Origin of the sequence: Caballeronia grimmiae, from assembly GCF_000698555.1 — a bacterium.
Lineage (GTDB): Bacteria > Pseudomonadota > Gammaproteobacteria > Burkholderiales > Burkholderiaceae > Caballeronia > Caballeronia grimmiae.
Genome location: NZ_JFHE01000015.1, coordinates 31851 through 53078, shown reverse-complemented (window position 1 = coordinate 53078; position 21228 = coordinate 31851). Strand labels below are relative to the sequence as shown.

The 21228-nt window shown below is 63.0% G+C and carries 20 protein-coding genes; 16 read left to right on the top strand and 4 right to left on the bottom strand.

Annotated features, from left to right (window positions below):
• The first annotated feature begins 19 nt into the window (after window positions 1-19).
• A complete protein-coding gene (locus BG57_RS16905) occupies window positions 20-679 on the top strand; it encodes an aspartate/glutamate racemase family protein (protein ID WP_035966382.1) in 660 nt (219 codons plus the stop codon).
• Here the strand turns inward: BG57_RS16905 and BG57_RS16900 are convergent.
• Complete coding sequence (locus BG57_RS16900) at window positions 676-1386, bottom strand: Crp/Fnr family transcriptional regulator (RefSeq protein WP_035966381.1); 711 nt, start codon at window positions 1384-1386, stop codon at window positions 676-678. The genes BG57_RS16905 and BG57_RS16900 overlap by 4 nt on opposite strands.
• Window positions 1387-1755: 369 nt before the next feature.
• On the opposite strand from BG57_RS16900, the gene BG57_RS16895 reads away from it, so the two are divergent.
• From BG57_RS16895 to BG57_RS16855, 9 genes are read left to right on the top strand one after another with little or no spacing between them, the layout of a single operon-like run.
• A complete protein-coding gene (locus BG57_RS16895) occupies window positions 1756-2451 on the top strand; it encodes a GntR family transcriptional regulator (protein ID WP_229753993.1) in 696 nt (231 codons plus the stop codon).
• A gap of 46 nt (window positions 2452-2497) precedes the next feature.
• On the top strand, window positions 2498-3766 hold the full coding sequence (gene mtnK / locus BG57_RS16890) for an S-methyl-5-thioribose kinase (RefSeq protein WP_035966377.1): 1269 nt from the start codon (window positions 2498-2500) through the stop codon (window positions 3764-3766).
• An 11-nt stretch (window positions 3767-3777) separates the two neighbouring features.
• Window positions 3778-4857: an S-methyl-5-thioribose-1-phosphate isomerase gene (mtnA, locus tag BG57_RS16885; protein ID WP_035966374.1), complete on the top strand. Its 1080-nt coding sequence runs from the start codon at window positions 3778-3780 to the stop codon at window positions 4855-4857.
• Window positions 4854-5522, top strand: coding sequence for a class II aldolase/adducin family protein (locus BG57_RS16880; protein WP_035966373.1), 669 nt, complete (start codon window positions 4854-4856; stop codon window positions 5520-5522). The genes mtnA and BG57_RS16880 overlap by 4 nt, the downstream gene beginning before the upstream one ends.
• A gap of 58 nt (window positions 5523-5580) precedes the next feature.
• A complete protein-coding gene (locus BG57_RS16875; protein WP_035966371.1) occupies window positions 5581-6696 on the top strand; it encodes a sugar ABC transporter substrate-binding protein in 1116 nt (371 codons plus the stop codon).
• A gap of 55 nt (window positions 6697-6751) precedes the next feature.
• Entirely contained in the window at window positions 6752-8287 is a 1536-nt protein-coding gene (locus BG57_RS16870) for a sugar ABC transporter ATP-binding protein (RefSeq protein ID WP_035966494.1), read from the top strand.
• Window positions 8284-9285, top strand: a complete 1002-nt coding sequence (locus tag BG57_RS16865; protein ID WP_035966370.1) for an ABC transporter permease — start codon at window positions 8284-8286, stop codon at window positions 9283-9285. The genes BG57_RS16870 and BG57_RS16865 overlap by 4 nt, the downstream gene beginning before the upstream one ends.
• Before the next feature lie 46 nt (window positions 9286-9331).
• Window positions 9332-10342, top strand: coding sequence for a dihydroxyacetone kinase subunit DhaK (locus tag BG57_RS16860; protein ID WP_035966369.1), 1011 nt, complete (start codon window positions 9332-9334; stop codon window positions 10340-10342).
• 13 nt (window positions 10343-10355) lie between these two features.
• Window positions 10356-10985: a DAK2 domain-containing protein gene (locus tag BG57_RS16855; protein WP_035966367.1), complete on the top strand. Its 630-nt coding sequence runs from the start codon at window positions 10356-10358 to the stop codon at window positions 10983-10985.
• A 237-nt stretch (window positions 10986-11222) separates the two neighbouring features.
• On the opposite strand, the gene BG57_RS16850 is transcribed toward BG57_RS16855, so the two are convergent.
• Both BG57_RS16850 and BG57_RS16845 read right to left on the bottom strand, forming a co-directional pair.
• Window positions 11223-12758, bottom strand: a complete 1536-nt coding sequence (locus tag BG57_RS16850; RefSeq protein WP_035966366.1) for a hybrid sensor histidine kinase/response regulator — start codon at window positions 12756-12758, stop codon at window positions 11223-11225.
• 1 nt (window position 12759) lies between these two features.
• The gene (locus tag BG57_RS16845) at window positions 12760-13572 is read right to left on the bottom strand and encodes an alpha/beta fold hydrolase (RefSeq protein ID WP_035966365.1); all 813 of its coding nucleotides are present in this window, start codon (window positions 13570-13572) and stop codon (window positions 12760-12762) included.
• Between the two features lie 354 nt (window positions 13573-13926).
• Here BG57_RS16845 and BG57_RS31225 point away from each other — a divergent pair, with 354 nt between their 5' ends.
• The 6 genes from BG57_RS31225 (at window position 13927) to BG57_RS16815 (ending at window position 20113) form a co-directional block, all read left to right on the top strand.
• Window positions 13927-14286, top strand: coding sequence for a HigA family addiction module antitoxin (locus BG57_RS31225; RefSeq protein ID WP_052005862.1), 360 nt, complete (start codon window positions 13927-13929; stop codon window positions 14284-14286).
• Entirely contained in the window at window positions 14276-15790 is a 1515-nt protein-coding gene (locus BG57_RS16835) for an ATPase domain-containing protein (protein ID WP_035966363.1), read from the top strand. The genes BG57_RS31225 and BG57_RS16835 overlap by 11 nt, the downstream gene beginning before the upstream one ends.
• Window positions 15783-17840 (top strand): hybrid sensor histidine kinase/response regulator, encoded by a 2058-nt coding sequence (locus BG57_RS16830; protein ID WP_052005861.1) that lies wholly within the window; start codon window positions 15783-15785, stop codon window positions 17838-17840. The genes BG57_RS16835 and BG57_RS16830 overlap by 8 nt, the downstream gene beginning before the upstream one ends.
• A gap of 187 nt (window positions 17841-18027) precedes the next feature.
• Window positions 18028-18357, top strand: coding sequence for a hypothetical protein (locus tag BG57_RS16825; protein ID WP_035966362.1), 330 nt, complete (start codon window positions 18028-18030; stop codon window positions 18355-18357).
• A 115-nt stretch (window positions 18358-18472) separates the two neighbouring features.
• The gene (locus tag BG57_RS16820; protein ID WP_035966360.1) at window positions 18473-18709 is read left to right on the top strand and encodes a hypothetical protein; all 237 of its coding nucleotides are present in this window, start codon (window positions 18473-18475) and stop codon (window positions 18707-18709) included.
• Window positions 18710-19030: 321 nt separating this feature from the next.
• Window positions 19031-20113, top strand: a complete 1083-nt coding sequence (locus BG57_RS16815) for a S1 family peptidase (protein ID WP_081850929.1) — start codon at window positions 19031-19033, stop codon at window positions 20111-20113.
• 16 nt (window positions 20114-20129) lie between these two features.
• On the opposite strand, the gene BG57_RS16810 is transcribed toward BG57_RS16815, so the two are convergent.
• Window positions 20130-21071, bottom strand: a complete 942-nt coding sequence (locus BG57_RS16810; protein ID WP_035966359.1) for a LysR family transcriptional regulator — start codon at window positions 21069-21071, stop codon at window positions 20130-20132.
• Window positions 21072-21228 lie beyond the last annotated feature (157 nt).

Genomic DNA, 21228 nt, shown 5'->3' with positions numbered 1-21228 from the left:
AACAACGTTTGAGCCAAACATGACCAAGATCGTCGTTGTGCATACCGGACCCGTGACCGTCGAGCCGCTCAAAGCGCAATTCGCGCAACAGATGCCGGATGCACGTGTCGTCAACATCGTGGATGACAGCCTGCTCGTCGACGTGCGCGCAGCCGGCCGCCTGACGCCCGAAGTGACCCGGCGTCTGTACAGCTATATGTCGAGCGCGCAGGATATGGGCGCGGACATTATCCTGAATGCGTGCTCGTCGGTCGGCGAGGCGACGGATGTGCTGCGCGGACTCATTCGAACGCCCATCGTCAAGGTGGACGAAGCCATGGCCGAGGAAGCGAGCGCGCTCGGTGCGCGTATCGGCGTGGTGGCAACGGTGTCGACCACGCTCGAACCGACGGTCCGTCTCATCCGCAAGAAAGCCGCCGAGCACGGACGCGAGATCGACGTGACCGAATGCATCGCGCAAGGCGCATTCGAGGCGCTGCTTGCGGGAGATGCCGCGCGCCACGACGACATCGTGAGGCGCGCGATCATCGAGCTTGCCGATCATGTCGATGTGATCGTGCTCGCGCAAGTGTCGATGGCCCGGCTGCTCGCCGCGCTCGGCACGCTGCCCGTGCCGGTGCTGTCGAGTCCGCAAAGCGGAGTGGCCGCAGTCAGGCGCGCACTCGCGCAGAGCGCCTAGACAGCCGCGAGCGCGTGCGTCTTGCCGATGAAGCGCGAAACGAATGCCGGCGTCAGCACGATCTTCCGTTCGCGCATATCGACGAGACCTTCGGCCCGAAGATCGCTGAAGTGCCGGTTCACCGATTCGCGCGACGTGCCGATGAATTCCGCGAGCTTGTCCTGCGCAATCGGCAAGTCGATGAGAATCGCGTCGCCATGATCGGCGTAGTCGCAGGCGGTGCCGACCTGTTCCGAGAACATCACGAGGATGTTGGTCAGCCGCTTGCGGACGTCGTGCAGCGAGAGGTTCTCGATCAGCTGTTGCGCTTCCTGCCAGCGCAGATAGTGATTGCGCAGCACGAACTGATTGATGACGTCGTAACGCGCGAGCAGGTTCTTGAAGTCCTGCTTGCGGATATAGCAGACCATGCTCGGCGCAAGCGTCTGCGCATGATGCGAATAGTTGGCCTGATTGAGCACGTCGCCATCGCCGAAGATCATGCCGGCCTTGACGAACGCCAGCGTGATTTCCTGACCGTCCTCCGTCAGCCGATACAGCCTGACGCTGCCGCTCTTGAGCAGATAGACATGCTCGCTGGATTCGTCCGGACGATAAATGATGCTGTTCTTGCGCAGCGTGCGATGGTCGCTGAAGGCGGGCATGACCTCGTCGAGGCAATGTCGCTGGATGAGAGAAAGCAGTTCGCTCTTGCCGACAAACCACATTGCCGTCTCCTTAAGGTTTCCTTGCTATTGGCTCTCTTTCCGGGCGCCTTGTAATCGGCGCACGAGGAACCCTTGCTTCAGGACGCGTCCATTCTACACATCGAACGATTTCGCGCGCTTGGGGCTGGAGTGTGTTTTACCGCGCATTGTCATCGGCGAAGGCAGCGCGCGTTATTGCAATGCGACAGGCTCGCAACGCAAGCAGGGTCGATGATTCGCTCGGGAAATTGCTGCGCCCGCGAAAGAAAAACGCCCGATTTGGACGCCACGCGTCTACGGGAAAGTCCTAGCAAGAACATCAGACGTCTGATGTATATTTGACGCCGGGCCACTTGCGAGAGCACCATGCGTCTAAGCGTCGAACGTTCGATGAGCGACAAGATTCAGGACTCGCTCCTCACGATGATCCGCGAGCGCAAGCTCAAGCCCGGTGACCAGATACCCACGGAAATCGAGTTGTGCGAGCTGCTCGGCGTCGGACGCTCGAGCTTGCGTGAAGCGGTCGCGCAGATGATCTCGCATGGACTGCTGGAACGCGTGCAGGGCCGCGGCACCTTCATCAGACAAATTTCGCTCAAGCTGCAGGGCGGGCTGGATGATCTGATGTCCGTGACCGACATGATCAAGAGCGTCGGCGCGGTGCCGTCGACGAGCCGCATCCAGATGGACACCATCGCGGCGTCGGAGAGTCTTGCGGAAAAGCTGGGCATTCAGGCGGGCGACGCATGCCTGCGCATCGAGCGCGTGCGCCGCGCGGACGATGCGATCGCGGCGTACTGCATCGACACCATTCCGAAGACGCTGTTCGATGCCGCGGACGGAGAGCTGGGCGAATCGCTCTTCGGCATGTTCGCGCGTGCCGGGCGGCGCTTGTCGCATACGCATACGTCGATACAGCCGACCATTCTCACGCCGCGCGATCTGCCCGAACTGGGCGATGGTTTCGGCCTGTTTTTGCTGCTGGACGAAGTGGATTTCGATCAGAGCGGCCAGCCGCTTTGCTATAGCAACGACTACTACAACACGAGCATCTTCAAGTTCGATCTGGTGCGCAAACGTCGCTGAAGCGTGTCGATGGCTTGCGCTTTGTAACACATCGGAGGAGACACCGATGGAGTTCGAGGCATTCACCGCATCGGCGCTTGCCGATTACCTGGGCTGCATCGCCGAGGTGCGCGCCCGTCTGGGCGATCCCGACGATCTGGAAGTCGTCGAAGTAGGCGACGGCAATCTGAACTTCGTGTACTTCGTGACCAATGCGAAGGCGCGGGAGCGCAGCGTCGTCGTCAAGCAGGCGCCGCCGTTTCTGCGGCTCGTCGGGAAGAACTGGCCGCTGTCGTGTCAGCGCATGGACCATGAGGTCGCGGCGTTGCGCCGCTTCGGCGCGCTCTGTCCGCAACACGTGCCGCAGGTCTATCACGCCGATGGCAAGCGCTTCCTGATGGTCATGCAGCATCTCTCGTCGCATCGCATCTTGCGGCAAGGGCTGATGGATGGCGTCACGTATCCGCTGATGGCCGATCATCTGTCGACGTATCTCGCGCAGACGCTGTTCTTCGGCTCCGATCTGTATCTTGCACCCGACATCAAGAAGCAGGCGGTGGGCGGCGCGGTCAATGCCGAGCTGTGCCGCATCACCGAGGATCTGGTCTTCACGTTCCCGTTCGAAGACCATCCGTCCAACGTCTACAGTCCGGCGTTGCCGAAGTCCGCGCTCGAACGGCTTCGCACCAGCGACGCGTTGCGCATGGCCGCAGCCGACATGAAGTGGGCCTTCATGAATCATGCGGAGACCTTGCTGCATGGCGATCTGCACACCGGCTCGATCATGGTCAACGAGCGCGAGACCTATGTGATCGATCCGGAGTTCGCGTTCTACGGGCCGATGGGTTTCGACATCGGCGCGCTGATCGCGAATCTCTTGCTCGCGTATTTCTCGCGTGACTATCACGGCCGCCTCGATGGTGGCGATCCCGTCGCGTATCAGGAATGGCTGCTGGCGCAGACCACGCGCATCTGGAACGGCTTCAGCGCGAAGTTTCTCGCGCTGTGGCGCGATCACGAAAACCGCAGCGGCCGGCCTTTCATCGGCGGATCGGCGGATAGCCGTGCGGTCGATGCGTATCGCGCGCATTTCATGCGGCGGCTGCTCGCGGATACGCTGGGCTTCGCGGGGTGCAAGATGATCCGGCGCATCGTCGGCATGGCGAAGGTGGCGGAAATCACGCGCATTCCCGATGCCGAATTGCGTGCGCAAATCGAAGTGCGCTGCCTGCGCTGCGCCGAAGCGCTGCTCGTGCAGCGAAACGCGCTCACCGATATCGAAGACGTCGTTATGCTTGCGCGCGACATGGCGCGCGATGCCCTCGCACAACGCTGAACGGAGCATCAATGAATTCGCAGACCTTGTTCCCGACGCTGGCCCCGACCATCGAATGGCGTGACGGCAAGCTGCTGCTGCTCGATCAGACGCGCCTGCCGCACGAGATCGTCGTGGAACACGTCGCCGACGCCGCCGAGGTGTGGCGCGCGATCCACGAACTGCGCGTGCGCGGCGCGCCGGCCATCGGTGTTGCGGCGGGGTATGGCTTGTGCGTCGCGATGCAGGATGCCCGCACGTTGCCGGTGGCGCAGTTTCGCGCGGAACTCGAACGGCGCGCGGCGTGGCTCGATACCGCGCGTCCGACCGCCGTGAATCTCAGCTGGAGCCTCGGGCGCATGATGAAGCGCGCGCGCGAATGCGATACGCAGGACACGGCGGTGCTGTACGACGTGCTCGTCGATGAAGCGACGCGCATCCATGAAGAGGACATCGCGCTGTGCGAAGGCATCGGCGTGCATGGCATGTCGCTGATCGGCGAGGGCAACGGCGTGCTCACGCACTGCAATGCGGGCGCGCTCGCGACGACCGGTCTCGGCACCGCTACCGCCCCGATCTATGCGGCGCATCGCGCGGGCATCGCGTTCAGCGTCTTCGCCGATGAAACGCGCCCCCTGCTGCAAGGCGCGCGCCTCACCGCGTTCGAACTGCAGCAGGCGGGTGTCGACGTCACGCTCATCATGGATGGCGCCGCTGCATCGATCATGTCGCAGGGGCTGGTCGATCTCGTCATCGTCGGCACGGACCGGGTGGCCGCGAACGGCGACTTCGCGAACAAGATCGGCACGCTGGGCCTCGCGATCGCCGCGCGCCATTACGGCATCCCGTTCTATGTCGCGTGCCCTTCGTCGACGCTGGACTTCTCGACGGCGACGGGCGAACGCATCGAGATCGAGGAGCGCTCCGGCAGCGAGGTCACGCACCTCGCGGGGAAGCGTGTCGCGCCCGAGCACATCAAGGCGCGCAACCCCGCGTTCGATGTGACGCCGCACGCGCTCGTCACCGGCTTCATCACGGAGCGCGGCATCGTCGAGGCACCGTTCGAACGATCGCTCAAAAGCCTCTTCGCCGCCGAAGGCAGCGCGGCATGAACGCGACGAATGAAGATGCGCTGCGCCATGGCATCGTCGACACGGCGCTGGAAATGGAACGGCTCGGCATCAATCAGGGGACGTCCGGCAACGTCAGCGCGCGCTTCGGCGATGGCCTGCTGATCACGCCGAGCGGCGTTCCCGCGCGTGAGCTCAGTGCAGAAGGCATCGTCTATTTGCCGCTCGGCGTATGCGACGGCGACGACGTGCTGCGCGTCCAGCGTCCGTCATCGGAATGGCGGATTCATCGCGACCTGCTGCGGGCGCGTCCCGAGATGCATGCGGTCGTCCACACGCATTCGACGGCGGCAACGGCGCTCGCCATTCAGGGCCGCGACATTCCGGCTGTGCATTACATGGTCGCAGCCGCGGGCGGCGCGTCGATTCGCTGCGCGCCGTATGCGCTGTTCGGCACGCAGGCGCTGTCGGATCACGCGCTCGCCGCGCTCGAAGGACGGCGGGCGTGCCTGCTCGCGCATCACGGTGTCGTGGCGCTCGGCGCGGATTTGTCGCGGGCCGTGTGGCTCGCGCATGAAGTCGAAGTGCTCGCCAGGCAATACCTGCTGGCGCTGCAACTCGGCGCGCCGCCGGTGCTGACCGGCGAGCAGATGCATGAAGTGCTGGACAGATTCAAGACGTACGGCAAGCGCAGCAAGGACGACTGACATTCGCGACAAGACATCAAGCTAACTGCAATGAACAACTCGTAAAAAGGAGACAGTCATGGCCTGGAGTTCAGCACGGTTCGATAGTTGGGGAACATTCGGCAAGTCCACCGGGGCATTGCTGCTGTGCGCAGCGGCGCTCGCGGGATGCAACAAGAGCGAGAACGCGTCGTCGGGCAGCAGCGCCAGCAAGAGCGCGAGCGACAGCGCAAGCCCGCCGGCGAGCGCGCCGGCCCCGGCCTCGGCTGCGGCGAGCGGCAGCAAACCGAAGATCGGCTTCTCGATCGCGACGTTGAACAACGCGTTCTTCGTGGGCCTGAAGGCCGGTGTCGAACGCGGGTCGAAGGAGCAGAACTTCGACCTCGTGCAGACCAACGCCAACGGCGATGCGCAGCAGCAAGTCAACGACGCGCTTAACCTGCTGAGTCAGGGCGTGACGGCGCTCGTGCTCAATCCGATCGATTCGAAGGCGATCATTCCGGCAGTCGAGAAGGCGAACCAGATGAACATCCCGGTCTTCACGCTGGACCGTGGCTCGGATGGCGGCAAGGTGACTTCGTTCGTCGCATCGGACAACGTCGCTCTCGGCCAGACGGCGGCGAAGTGGATCGCGGAGCAGTTGAAAAAGCGCTACGGATCGGAGAAGGGCAACGTCGTCGATCTGATCGGTCTGGTCGGCACCACGGCGGCGACCGACCGCGAAAAGGGCTTCAGCGACGAGATCGCGAAGTATCCGGACATCAAGGTCGTTGCACGTCAGGAGGGCGCGTTCGACCAGGAGAAGTCGCTCAACGCGATGACCAACATCCTGCAGAAATATCCGCAGATCGACGCGGTGTTCGGCGCGAACGACGACAACACCGTGGGCGCGGAGAAGGCCATCGACAACGCGGGACGTTACAAGCCGCTCGACGACAAGGCGCACATCATGGTGATCGGTGCGGACGGGACGGCACAGGCGCTCTCGGCGATTCGCGCGGGCAAGCAGGACGCGACCATCTCGCAGAATCCCATCAAGATGGCGGCGAAGTCGCTGCAGTTCATCGCGGACTACAACGCGAAGAAGGACGTGCCCGCGAACTATGCGTGGCCGACCATGCTCATCGACAAGTCCAACATCGACTCGGATGCGGTCAAGCAGTATGGCCTGTGGTCCGAGGAAGTGAAGCAGTAAGGCCAACCGGCGGCCGCGCGTGCAGCACACGCGCGGCCGCGAGCGGAATGCGAACATGACAGTCGAAACCGAAGCGCGGACGCGCATGCCTTCGAGCACGAAGGCGCCGCTGCTGCGCATGCAAGGCATCGTCAAGAGCTTTCCCGGCGTGAAGGCGCTGCGCGGCGTCAGTCTCGAACTGCACGCGGGTCACGTGATGGCTATCGTCGGCGAGAACGGCGCGGGCAAGTCGTCGCTGGTCAAGACGCTGTCGGGCGCTTACGAGCCGGACGAAGGCGACATCGAGATCGACGGCAGGCCGCTTGCGCGCGGCACCAACGCGGCGATCGACGCGGGCGTGGCCGTCATCTATCAGGAGTTGTCGCTCATCAACGACATGACGGTCGCGGAGAACCTGTTTCTCGGCCGCATGCCCGCGAGAAAGGGCTTCGTCAGGCAGCGAGAGGCGCATGCGATGGCCCGCGAGGCGCTGGCGCGCGTCGGCCTCGACAACGTGCCGCCGTGGATGCGTCTCGGCGATCTGCCGCTCAACAAGCGGCAACTGGTGGAAGTGGCAAAGGCGATTGCGCGCGATGCACGCATCCTCGTGATGGACGAGCCGACCGCCGCGCTCCAGAGTCACGACATCGAGAACCTGTATGCGGTGGTGCGGCGATTGCGCGAAGAGGGCATGGGCATCATCTTTATCTCGCATCATCTGGAAGAAGTTTTCGAACTGGCGGACTCGGCAGTCGTGATGCGCGATGGCGCGACCGTCGGCGCACGTCCGATGTCCGAATGGACCGAAGCGGAACTCGTGCAGGCGATGGTCGCGCGCAATCTCGAATCGTTCTATCCGTGGGAGCCGCGCGAGTATGGCGACGTGGTGCTCGACGTGCGAAACCTCGCGAGCGCGCCGCTTCTGCGCAATGCGAGCTTCGCGGTGCGCGCGGGGGAAATCGTCGGCATTGCGGGCATTGCGGGCGCGGGACGCACGGAGTTGCTCAAGACGATTTTCGGCGCGCTGCCCGCCACGCATGGCGAGATCGTCGTGAAAGGCAGGAAGGTCACGAATCATTCGCCGACGGAAGGCGTGCGCCACGGGCTCGTCTATACGTCGGAGGATCGCAAGCTCGAAGGGCTCGTGCTCGATGCCAGCATCGAAGAGAACATCGCGCTGTCGAGTCTCAAGGCGCTCGCGAGCGGCGGCTTCGTGCGCGGCGCGAGAAAGCGCAAGCTCGCGCAGGAAGCGAGCACGCGCTTCGGCGTGCGCGCTTCGTCTGTGTTGCAGGTCACGGGCACGCTGTCGGGCGGCAATCAGCAGAAGGTCATTCTGGGCCGCGCCACCGCGACGAATCCCGCCGTCATCATGCTCGACGAACCGACGCGCGGCATCGACGTGGGCGCGAAGACCGAGATTTACGCGCATATGGTGAAGATGGCGCGTGCGGGCGCGGCGGTCATCATGGTCAGTTCCGAGTTGCCCGAATTGCTCGGCATGTCGGATCGCGTGCTGGTGATGTATCGCGGCAGCATCGTGACCGAAATTGCACGCGACAAGGCGAACTCGGAAACAGTGATTCAATGGGCAACGACAGGAGCAGGCGCATGACATCCACGGCAGCCAACCGGGCGGACACGGAAGCGCTGTCGCGCCGCGTGATCCGTCAATTGAGAAGCGGCATCGGGCCACTGTTCGCCGCGCTCGTCATCATTTGCGTGGCGTTGTCGATCGCATCGCCGGAATTTCTGACGACGAGCACGCTCACCAACATCATGGTGCAGGTGTCGGTCGTCGGCATCGCGGCGGTCGGCGGCACCTTCGTGATCATCACGTCGGGCATCGATCTGTCGGTGGGATCGCTCGTCGCGCTGACGGGCATGGTCGCCGCGACCTTCATGGCGGGATCGAGCCCGGATGCGGTGGGTCTCGGCATCGGCGGACTCTTCATCGCGCTGGCGACGGGCGCGGCGGTCGGCGCGATCAACGGCTTCGCGATTTCATGGCTGCGGCTCGTGCCCTTCATCGTCACGCTCGCCGCGATGGCAATGGCGCGCGGCCTCACGCTCGCCATCTCCGACGGCCGCACGAAGTTCGATTTTCCGAACGCGTTCACGGTCTTCGGCGCAAAGGCGATCGCGGGCCTGCCGATGCCGATGATCGTGATGCTCGTCGTGTTCGTCATCGGTCATGTCCTGCTGCGCAAGACGACATTCGGCCATCAGGTGTTCGCGGTCGGCGGCAATCAGGAAGCCGCGCGGCTCGCGGGCATTCCGGTACGTCGCGTCGTGTTCCTCACGTACATGCTCGCGGGCGTGACGGCGGCGATTGCGGGCATCGTGCTCGCCGGACGCCTGAACTCCGCATTGCCTTCGGCGGCCAACGGACTCGAACTTCAGGTGATCGCGGCCATCGTGATCGGCGGCACGTCGCTCGCGGGCGGACGCGGCTCGATCGTCGGCACGTTCATCGGCGTCGTGCTGATCGGGGTGATCAACGTCGGTCTGTCGCTGCTCGGCGTGAACCCGTTCTGGACGCAATTCATACAGGGCGGCGTGATCTTCGCGGCGGTCCTGCTCGACGCGTTGAGTCAGCGGCGCAAGCTGTGACGCGCGCATGCCCCTCGCCAAACACGCAATCAAAGGAGACACGAGAATGAAGAAGATCATCAACAACCCGGACACTTTCGTCGACGAGATCATCGACGCGTTGTTGCTCGCGCATCCGAAATGGATCAAGGCGGCGAACGCCGACAAGCGCGCGCTGGTTCGCGCCGATGCGCCGAAAGCGGGCCGCGTGGGCATCGTGACGGGCGGCGGCTCGGGTCATATGCCGGGCTTTCTCGGCTACGTCGGCGAGGGCCTGTGCGGCGGCGTGGCGGTGGGCAACGTGTTCTCGTCGCCGTCGTCGGAGCAGATATTCGAAGCGACCAAAGGCGTGAACGGCGGCGCGGGCGTGCTGTACGTGTACGGCAATTATGGCGGCGACGTGCTGAACTTCGATCTCGCATCCGACCTCGCGGACGCGGAAGGCATCGACATCAAAACTGTCGTATTGACGGACGACGTGGCATCGGCGCCGAAGGAACGCGCAGCCGACCGGCGCGGCGTGGCGGGCATGGTGTTCGCGTTCAAGTGCGCCGGCGCGGCGGCCGAGCGCGGCGATTCACTCGATGAAGTGGCGCGCATCTGCGCCAAGGCCAACGCGAACTGCCGCACGATGGGCGTGGGCCTGTCGCCGACGATCCTTCCGGCAGCGGGCAAGCCGACGTTCACGCTGCCGGATGGCGAGATGGAGATCGGCATCGGCATCCATGGCGAACCCGGCACGCATCGCGGCGCGCTGCAATCGGCCGATGTCATCGCGGACAACATGATGCGCCAGATTCTCGACGATCTCGACGCGCCGAAGGGTTCGCGTCTTGCGCTGCTCGTGAATGGTTTGGGCGCGACGCCGCTCGAAGAACTCTATCTGCTATACCGGCGTGCGGCGAAGGTCATCGACGGCGATGGACTGACGATCGCGTGGTCATATGTCGGCGAGTATGTGACGAGCCTGGAAATGGCGGGGGCATCGATCACGGTCATGCTGCTCGACGACGAACTCGAAGCGCTGCTCGCCGCGCCGGCGCATTCGCCGTTCTTCCGCGAAGGCACGCGCGCTTGATAAGGATGTCGAAATGACGACGACGAAGCAACTGATAGACGTTGTGAGCCGCGCATTGAGCGCGCTCCCCGCGCATGCCGACGAACTGCGCGACCTCGATGCCGCTCTCGGCGACGGCGATCTCGGCATCACGGTGCGCGCGGGAACGGAAGCGGTCGTGAAGGCAATCGGCTTGCTGCCGGAGGAGGCGAGCGTCGGCGACGTGCTGCTCGCGGCGGGGAAGGCGTTCTCGACGGCCAATCCATCGACGTTCGCCGCATTGGTCGGCGGCGGGCTGCTCGCTGCGGCCAAGACGATGCAGGGGAAGAACGAGATCGGCCGCGATGATGCGCTCGGCATTGGGCGGGCGGTGGCCGCGCGCATCATCGAGCGAGGCAAGAGCAATATTGGCGACAAGACCGTGCTCGATGCGCTCGTGCCGAGCCTCGACGTGCTCGAGCAATCGCAGGGAAGCGCGACGGATGCTCTGGATGCGATGATCGCCACGGCGGGGGAGCGTGTCGCCGAGACAGCGAAGATGCAATCGCAGAAAGGGCGCGCGGCGTGGGTGCAGGAACGCAGCATCGGCCATCCGGACCCGGGCGCGACGGCTTATGTGCGGTTTCTTGAGGCTTTGCGTAGGGCGGTGGATGGGAGCGTTTGACGTCGATGGTGGGGCGCGGCGGCTATGGCGAGAGGCTGCGCCGCGTCTGCGTTGCCGAGCAATGGTCCGGCTATGCGAAGCCAGAGTTCGCGTCGGTGATGCGCGCGTCGTCCATACCGGTTCAAGCCCCGCTCCAGTTTCAGCGGCGTGCGAGGTCCGAGGTTTCGATCGAACATCTCTCCGTAGTTGCCGACGCTTCGCACTGCGCGCGCCATCCGCTTGTCGTCGTAACGAACGCTAAAGCCGCGTGGCAATCGCGGCGAGCAGCTTGTCGAGATTGACAGGTTTCGTGAAATGAAGATCGAAGCCGGCGGCCTTCGCCTTCGCAAGGTCGTCTTTCTGCCCCCAGCCCGTTATCGCAACGAACAGGAGATCAGAGCCCTGAGCGCCTTCCCGGATGCGCGCTGCAAGCTCATACCCGGACATGTCGGGCAAACCGATATCGAGCAGCGCCACGTCGAGCTCGTTCTCTCGCGCGATCAGCAGAGCGGACTTCGCATCGTCTGCGCGCAGGACGGTATGACCATCCAGTTCGAGAAGCATGGAAAGGCTCTCGCCCGCGTCGCGGTTGTCGTCAACCAGCAGGATTCGACGCGGCCTGTTCTTGTGTGAGGACGCCGGCGGACGCTCGCCGTGCGACTGCGGGAGCGTCGACAAAGGCAATCGCACGATGAATTCGCTTCCCTGGCCGATGCCGGGACTCCGTGCCGAAGCAGTTCCGCCATGAAGGTCCGTGAGCATCTTGACGAGCGCCAGTCCGACACCGAGCCCGCCCTCGGCGTATTGTTTGCCGCCGGAGAGTTGCGTGAACAGGCCGAACAGGGACGGCAGATCGGTTTCATCGATGCCAATCCCCGAATCGCGGACGACGATCACGGCCTCGCCGTCTTCCCGATACGCCGAGAACCAGATGTTTCCGCCGGGTGGCGTGTACTTCGCCGCGTTGTTCAACAGGTTCTGCATGATCTGCGACAGCCTCGTCGGATCGGCATCCACGGTAAGCGGTTCGCGCGGAGCGTCCACGGAGATGTGATGCGATGCCGCGGTTATTCTTGGTCGCGACGCTTCGAGCGCCGTTTGCATCGCCTCCGCGACATTCACTGGCTCGCGGCGCAACTCGATTTTTCCTGCGCTGATGCGCGACACGTCGAGAAGATCGTCGACGAGATGCGATAGCTGATTCAGTTGGCGGTCCAGAACACCGTATCCCCATTGAACGCGGCCGGCATCGAGGCTCGGCGTTTTAAGCAGGTCCATCACGCTGCGCATCGGGGCCAGCGGATTTCTCAACTCGTGCGCCAGAGTGGCCAGGAATTCGTCTTTCTGCCGGTCTGCCCGTCTCAGTTGGTCCTTGACCTGCCGTTGTGCTTCGAGCGCACGCTCGGCACGCGCTCTCGCCTCGACGAGCTCTTGCTCGAATCTATGACGGTCGGTGAGCACCATGAACGCATAGTGGTCGAAGTCTCTGTCCTTGCTTCGAACACGGCGCACGTTGAGCAACATGGGAATGCGGTTGCGTTCGCGGCCCAGCAACTCGAGCTTGAGTTCGGCGACAGAACCTTGCAACTCCAGCAGCGGTCCCCAGTGCGTTTGCTGAAACAGCTTTGCACCGACAGTCAGGATATCCGACACCTTGCGTACATTCACCAGCTCGTGCTGGCCGTAGCCGAGCCAACGGCACAGTGTCGAATTGACACGGAGAATGGTGCCGTCGATATGCGCGCTCAGCAGGCCGCATCCGGCGTGTTCGAAGGAGTCGTCGATCGTGAGCAAGCTAGGCCCCGCTCTGAAGGCCGTGACCATGCAGGAACCGCTGGATCGCGTCGATGCTCGCGCCCGCTGCACTCAGGTGAGGGCAGTGCCCGATGTTATCGATGGTGCTGAGCGTGCTGCCGGGAATCATGCGATGCATGTACTCGCCTACGGATACCGGAGCGAGGAAGTCGTCGGTCGATTGCAGAATCAAGGTCGGCGTCGTGACCTTGGGCAGATCGCTCCGATGATCGGCAAGGAAGGTGACGCGCGCAAAGTGCCTGGCGATGTCGGGGTCTGTCCTGCAGAAGCTGTTGACGAGTTCCGCACTCAGTTCCGGCTGGTCCGGCGCACCCATGATGGCCGGCGCCATGCTGCTCGACCAGCCCAGGTAGTTCTGCTCGAGCGTCTCCAGAAGCTCTTCGATATCTTCCCGGTTGAATCCTCCGACGTAGCCCGCTTCGTTGATGAAGGAGGGCGAAGGTCCAACCATGACATTGGCGGCAAAGCGTTCGGGCCGCTCGATGGCGGCCAGCATGCCGATCATCGCGCTTACCGAGTGGCCGACGAAGATGACGGGGCCGTCGCAGAGTTCGTCGATCAACTCCAGCACGTCCCGAGCGTGCCCGTGCAACGACGAATACTTGTTCCGATCGTAGGCAGACAAATCAGACTTGCCGCTGCCGACGAGGTCGAACAGCAGCGTGGTGTATCCCGCGCTGAACGCCGGAGTCATTCTCCGCCACATGGTCTGGTCGCATCCGAATCCGTGCGCGAAGACCATGCATGGCCCGTGGCCGCTGATAGAAACGTTGTTTCGTTTTTGAATATTCATCGGGACGGCGGCGCCGTGTGACTGTTGAAAAGGCGACCAGCAAGGCGACGGGCTGAAAAGCGCCGTGAAAGGTAATACGGACAGAAACTTTGCGCCCCTGTCTGCAGTGAAATAATGTACAGCGCAGTTCACGGAGCGTCATCAATCATATCAGGGTGTGCTCGCGCGAGCCGGCGCGGTGCCAAGGAGCCGACGCCAACCGACGTGATCGAAGCCGCGTTCCTTTAAGCCGCCCGCGCGACGCATGACGTGATGCTCGCGCCCAACACGGCAGCCTTTGTTGGCGGCGTCGGCGCGCCCGATCAGGGGTGACGTGATATGCTGAGCGGGTGTCACGCAGGAGGTTACAGTGTCATGGTTACGTCCACCGTCCATCGTGCTTTCGAGCCGGGCAAGCTATGCCACCCCGGTCGATTGCTTAGCGAATTCGTGCTGCCGCAACTCGGTCTATCCGTGAGTCAGGCGGCCAGAGACCTGGGCGTATCCCGACAGACGCTCCATCGAATCTTCGACGAAAGCGCTGCCGTTACGCCGGTGATGGCAATGCGGCTAGAGGCGCTGTGCGGCATTCCAGCCATGTTCTGGCTTCGACTCCAATGCGCGCACGATCTCGGCGACGCCCGCACATCGTTGACTGATGTGCTGCCTCTCATTCCCAAATACCGGCTTTCTCGCATGGCGATGAGGCAGCTCCGAGCAATCGATGGACACTAAGACTGTAACGCCGCACTACGCCCAGACAGGCGTGTCGGGACTCGACGACGTATTAGCGGGCGGCTTGACGAGAAAAAACGTGTTCCTGCTCGAAGGAAGTCCGGGCACGGGCAAGACGACTATCGCGCTGAGTTTCCTGATGACCGGCGCCGCGTTAGGCGAGCCGTGTCTCTACATCACGCTCTCGGAGACCGAGGTCGAGTTGCGAAACGGCGCGCGCTCGCACGGCTGGGATCTCGGGCATGCAATCAAGATTTTCGAAGTCAGTCCGTCAGAAACTTTGCTGGACGCCGACCAGCAGCAGACGCTTCTTTATTCCTCAGACCTCGAACTCGGCGAAACGACGCGTTTGATACTGGCCGAATTCGAGCGCGTCAAGCCGAAGCGGGTGGTGATCGACAGCCTGTCCGAAATTCGTCTGCTCGCTCAAAGTTCGCTGCGCTATCGCCGGCAGATTCTCGCGTTCAAACACTTCTTCGCGAGTCGCGATGCGACGGTGTTGCTGCTGGACGATCTGACGTCCGAGGCAACGGACATGACGGTGCACAGCGTGGCGCACGGCGTCATCAAGCTGGAGGAGTTGTCGCCCGAATACGGCGCGGAGCGGCGTCGCCTGCGCGTGCTCAAGTACCGGGGACAGCGGTATCGCGGCGGCTATCACGACTTCGCCATCAAGCAGGGCGGTGTGGCCGTGTTTCCACGGCTCGTTGCGGGCGAACATCGCACCGGCTTTGCGCGCACCCAGGTGACGAGCGACGTGCCCGAACTCGACGCGCTTCTCGGCGGCGGCATCGAACAGGGGTCGAGCACGCTCATTCTCGGGCCGGCAGGCACCGGGAAAAGCCTCTACGCCATACAGTTCGTTGCAGCGGCGATCAGACGCGGTGAGAAAGCCGCACTTTTCGTGTTCGATGAAGAACTCGGGCTGCTGTTCGACCGGGTCCGCGTCATGGGCTTCGATCTCGAGGCGATGCAAAGCTCGGGCAATCTCCATATCGAACAGGTCGATGCCGCCGAACTGTCGCCGGGCGAATTCGCGCATCGCGTGCGCACCAGCGTGGATACCGCGCGCTCGAAAACCGTCGTCATCGATAGTCTGAACGGTTATCAGGCGGCGATGCCCGAGGAAAACGCGCTCGTGCTGCACATCCATGAGTTGTTGCAATACCTCAACCGTCAGGGCGCCAACACCTTCCTCACCGTGGCCCAGCACGGCCTCGTGGGCGACATGAAGGCGCCGGTCGACGTGACTTACCTTGCGGACACCGTGATTCTGCTTCGCTATTTCGAGGCGCTCGGCCGGGTCAGACGCGCCGTATCGGTCATCAAGAAGCGCACCGGAGCGCACGAGGAATCGATCCGCGAGTTCCGCATCGGGTCGACTGGGCTCGTGCTGGGCGCGCCGCTCAACGACTTCCAGGGCGTGCTGCGGGGCGTGCCCACGTTCGTTGGCAATTTGGGACCTCTGCTGACACCGAACGCAAGCGCGGAACCGAATGCCTGAACTCGATCGTTGTCCCGTGCTGATCCTGACGCCTTTCGGTCGGGACCTTGCTGTCGCCCAGGCGCTCCTCGAGTCAACCAGCATCAGCTCCGAGGGCTGCGCGGATGTGCCGGAGTTGGCCGCAAGGTTAGGGGACGATGTCTGCTGCGTGGTCGCCGCCGATGAAGCATTGAACGGCGCCGATCTCACTGCGCTCACGCATTGGGTTTCGTCGCAACCGGCCTGGTCGGACCTCCAGTTCATCGTCCTGAGGCAGCGCAGCGCGGGAACCGACCGCAGACCGATGGTGGCACGGCTGACGAAGGCGCTCGGCAACGTGGCGTTCGTCGAGCGGCCGTTCCATCCGACGACATTCGTCAGCGTGATTGGAACAGCGGTGCGCGGCCGTCATCGCCAGTTCGAGGCGCGCGCCCGAATCAGGGAACTGCACGAAGGCGAAGCACGTTTGCTTACCGCGCTCACCGCCGGCAACCTCGGCTCATGGGATCTGGACCTGGCGAGCCTGACGCTGACGGCATCGTCCACGTGCAAGGCGATTTTTGGACGCGGCGAGCACGAGAGTTTCACGTACGCGGAGCTTCTTGCGAGCGTGCATCCGGAAGACCAGTTGCGGATGCAGGCAGCCATGAAGCGCAGCCTGGATACGGGCTGCGACTTCGCGATCGAATTCCGCAATGTCTGGCCGAACGGCAGCGTGCATTGGGTCGATATCCGGGCGCGCGTCGTTCGCGACGACTCGGATCGCGTGTGTCAGCTTGTCGGCGTGTCATCGGACATTACTGCGCGAAAAACGTCAGAGGACGAGTTGCTTCGTTTGAACGAGTCACTCGAAGTGAAGGTAAAGGAGCGCACGGCGCAACTCGAACATGCGCATCAAACGGTCCTTGCCGAGATTCGGCAGCGCGAGCGCACCGAGGAACTTCTCCGGCAAGTCCAGAAACTCGAAATGATCGGCCAGTTGACGGGCGGCATCGCGCACGACTTCAACAACCTGCTGATGGCGATCATGGCGAACCTCGAGCTCGTACGCAAAGACGTGGCGCCTGAGGAGCGGATCGGACGCCTGGTCGAAGGGGCGCTTCGAGGCGCTCAACGCGGCGCGGCGCTCACTCAACGCCTGCTCACCTTCGCGCGGCAGCAGGTCTTGAGAGTCGAGCCGGTGCAACTGACGACCCTGATGCATGGCATGGCCGACCTGCTCGAACGCTCGATAAGCTCGACGATCGAACTAACGGTCGACACGGCCGATGAGCTTCCCTACACGATGGTCGATGCGAATCAGGTCGAGCTTGCCATCCTGAACCTCGTCGTCAACGCGCGCGATGCAATGCCTCATGGCGGCAAGATCAGCATCGCTGTGGACGATGTCCATACATCGGGCGATACCGAACTGCCCGCGGGCCACTATGTGCGCATCATGGTGAGCGACACGGGAACGGGCATGGACGCCGCGACGCTCGCGAAAGCCACGGAACCGTTCTTCACGACGAAGGAAGTAGGCAAAGGCACGGGGCTGGGTCTGTCGATGATTCACGGCCTGGCGCGCCAGTTGAACGGCGCGCTGCACCTGGAGAGCACGCCGGGAGAGGGTACGTGTGCATCGCTATGGCTGCCGGCGTATCAGCACGACGCGGGCGATGCCGACGTGAAGCGCGAATCGCTCGACGATACGTCGCCTGACACGCTGATCGAGCGCGCAACGATACTGGTGGTCGACGATGACCCGCTGATCTCATCCAGCACCGCTTACCTCTTGCAAGACCTGGGACAAGACGTTATCGAGGTGAATTCCGGCGCTGCGGCGCTGGAGATTCTTCGCAGCGGTCGCGCGGTCGACGTGCTGCTGACCGACTATTCCATGCCGAGAATGACGGGCCTCGAACTGGCCGGCGCGGCGCGCGCACTCCGTCCGACGCTGCCCGTCATTCTCGCAACGGGGTACGCCGAGCTTCCGGAAGGACCCGAGGCTGCGCTTCCGAGACTGCGCAAGCCTTACGAGCAAAGTCAGCTTCTCAGGGAGATTGCAAGAGCCGTGTCGATGGGACGCTGACTTCACGGGCGATGCGTCGATGCAGTGCAGACGTGCGGCATCGCGATGAACGGCGACGCCGCGAGGCAGGGTCTCTTCCGTGGGCTGCTTCTGTGGCATCAGCCAACGCCTTGTTGCAAACGCCCAAGCACGGGAATTGCTGCTGCACGATAAGGAATGGCTCGAAACAAAGACGTAGGGGGAGAGGGTGAAGCCAACAGACGTTCTGTTTTTGATCGAGTCGTTGAACCGGCGCACGCGCGAGTCGCCGGAATGGGCCGATAGATACCTGAGAGCCGAAGTACTTTTGCACGCTGAATTGAGCGAGCAATGGTTGCAAGAGAGTGACCAGCTTAAAGACGGGCTGGCCAAGACGCGTTCGTTAGCGAGGCTCGGACGTCCTCGTGCCGCGCTTGCCCGGCTTGCGCTTCTCATGAAGACGCTGGCAGCAGTAAGCCTGAAGGCGGAGCACGGCGTTGCTGCGTTTAGCGAGCCGCAGGTTGCCGGTTCTATGGCAACGCTGTCGCAGTCAGTCTGAGGAAATGTTTTCTTAAAAAGAGCAGTGGTCCGCCGAGGGCGGGCCTGAAGAATGCTCTCATCATGTCCGATGCATCGCCGGTTGCCGACGACGCCCATTACCGAGGCACTTCCAAATGACCCCGATCATCGATACGTTCGGCATCGACCCGACGCCACGCAGGGCAGACGGCGAATTCATGGCGCATGCAAAGACCACGACGCCTCGCAGGGACGGCGAACACCCTCAGGTTCTGATGAGTGGAGACCTGGCCGGATTCGATCAGCGAGACGATGCCATCGCCTACGCTCGAGCGTGGGCTGCCCAATGGATTCACACTTACGTCCAGGAAGGAACTCCCGCGAAGCAGTAACGCGGTCGGTAGTCGCTGCATCCGCCTTTCGACAGGAAGGGCGGGATTCTTTATTGAAGGCGCGTGACGTTCAGCGTTATCCCTTGCGCGGCTTAGATACCTACATGCACGAGCAGCTTTCCGCTCTTCAGCGACTTAGGCGTGGCGCATGTCGCGTCGCACGCGGTAAAGGCCCGTTCATCGGCGGTGATTCTGCCTCTTCGCAGCACGCGGACGGGCAGCAAGCGGCATCCTCTTATCGGACGACTGGACGAAGAGTCGCGCCATAGCCAAATCGCCGAACGCGCAGCGCATCAAACCCCACTTCTGGACATGGACGCAATGGAACTCTACGTGAGCCCGAACGGCGACAGATGGTATCTGCACATCGATGGCGACGCTCCCCCGGTGGTCCGGCACGTGCCCAACCTCGCATCCGGTGGCCGGCCGAGCGAACAACCGGTCCCGGACTTTCTGGCGGCTAATCGCGCAACGCCACAAGGAGAGGCGCTTCTGCGATCCATCGGCACGCTCGCCGATAGCCCCGACAAACAAAACGCCGCGCCGAGCCGGCCCATCGTCGAGGGACTCTTGCTTGCGGCCGTGCGAGTGAGGACATTCGCCGATGCGCGCCATCTGACGAACGCCAGCGGCTTTTTCTTCGCTCGCGACGATCGGCTGTTTCTCGTGACGAGCCGGCACGTTGTGTACGACACGCCGAGCGAACATTTTCCCGACCGGCTGGAGATCGAGCTTCATGTCGATGGCGCCAACCTCGGCGCGTCGACGTGGTTTTCGCTCCCGCTTTATGCCAATGGCGCCAGCCTCTGGCGCGAAGGCGCGGATGGAGGGGGCGACATCGACGTTGCCGTGCTGGAAGTGTTCAAGGAGCGGCTGCCGCCAACGGCCGTCTTTCAGGCGTTCGGCCCGGCGCATCTGCCTGATGCCGACGATGTCATGCCGGTCGGCCATTCCGTGCTGATCGTCGGCTTTCCGCTCGGGTTTCACGATTCCCTGCATCATCTTCCGGTGGTCCGGCAAGGCGTTATCGCGTCAGCCTTCGGCCTGCGCTTCCAGGGCAAAGGCTGCTTCATCACCGATGCGCGGACTCATCGCGGCACGAGCGGCGCGCCGGTTGTCATGAGCGATTCGACCGCCGATGCGCCGGATGGCAGTCGCGCCTTGCCGTGGAAGCTGCTCGGTATCCATTCGTCGACGATCGACATGGGAGGACGCGATCTGCAAGTCGATGAGTCCCTTGGCCTGAACAGCGCCTGGTATGCCGACATCCTCCTCGCATTGACGGAACCCACTGAAGCAGCAGCAACGACTCAGCAGCCCGACGGAGACAACGCGCACGCCGCCCTGGACGCAGACAACGAAAAGCTTGCGCGTGCCCCTCGCGATCCCGGCGACATGGAATAAGCTCAGCGCCGCGCGTTCATGCGGAGCCTTCATTCAGCGCTGACGATGTTTCGGTAAGCGAACTATTCGACGCAAGATGCAGTTCATCGCCGATGATTCCGATGAGCGCTTCCGCCGCGGCGCTCAACGGGCGGCGCGGGTGGCTCACACACAGAATATGCCGCACGATGCGCGGCGCGAGAATCGGGCAGGCGCGCAAGGTGCCGTGCCGCGCCGTACGCTCGACCACGATGCGCGGAAGGATCGTCGCAAAGCGCGTGCTTTCGACGAGCTTGAGAATGGTCGACAGCACGTCGATCTCGAAGCGCGGCGCGAGCAGCACGTCTTCATGTTGCGCGGCGCTGTCGAGCACGCCGCGCAGCCCGTGGCGCTTCGTCGGCAAGACGAGTTCCAGCTCGGGCAGCTTCGCGAATTCGATTGCGTGCGGAAGGTCGGGACCGTGCTCGGCGCTGGTGGCGAGCACCATCTCTTCATCGAGCAGCGGACGCGCATCGAGTGAAAGGCGGGCGCGCGGCTTGTTGATGATCGCGGCATCGAGCTGACCGCCCGCCACCCAGTCGATGAACGTCGCGCTATAGCCGTCGGCGACGGTGACGTCGACATCCGGATAACGCGCATGAAAGCGCGACAGCGAATCCGCGAGCACGCTCTCCGTCACCGACGCGATCAGTCCGATGCCCACGTGCCCCGTCACGACTTCCTCGCGCTGCACGAGTTGCTGCCGTGCGTGGGCGAGGTCGCGCATGATCGGCAGAAACAGCCGATACATGAGCCGTCCCGCCGCGGTCGGCGCCATGCCGTGCGCGCCGCGCTCGAACAATTGCTGATGCAATTCGTCCTCTAGCTTGGCGATCTGCATGCTCAATGCGGGCTGCACGATATTGAGCCGCTTGGCCGCCCGCGTGACGGAGCCATCTTCGAACAGCGCGATGAAGTACTGAATCTGTTTAAGGTCCATGTCTCGCTTGCGGCATCAGTGATGCTAATAGCTTTCGCTGGTTTTATCACGCGGCGTTCGTCGACGTTACCGGACGCCCGTTAGGTTCCCGCCCACAAACAGAGCATATGTGCGCAGTCCATTGATACGCACCTGTAAGGGCACTGTCATCCGGGCT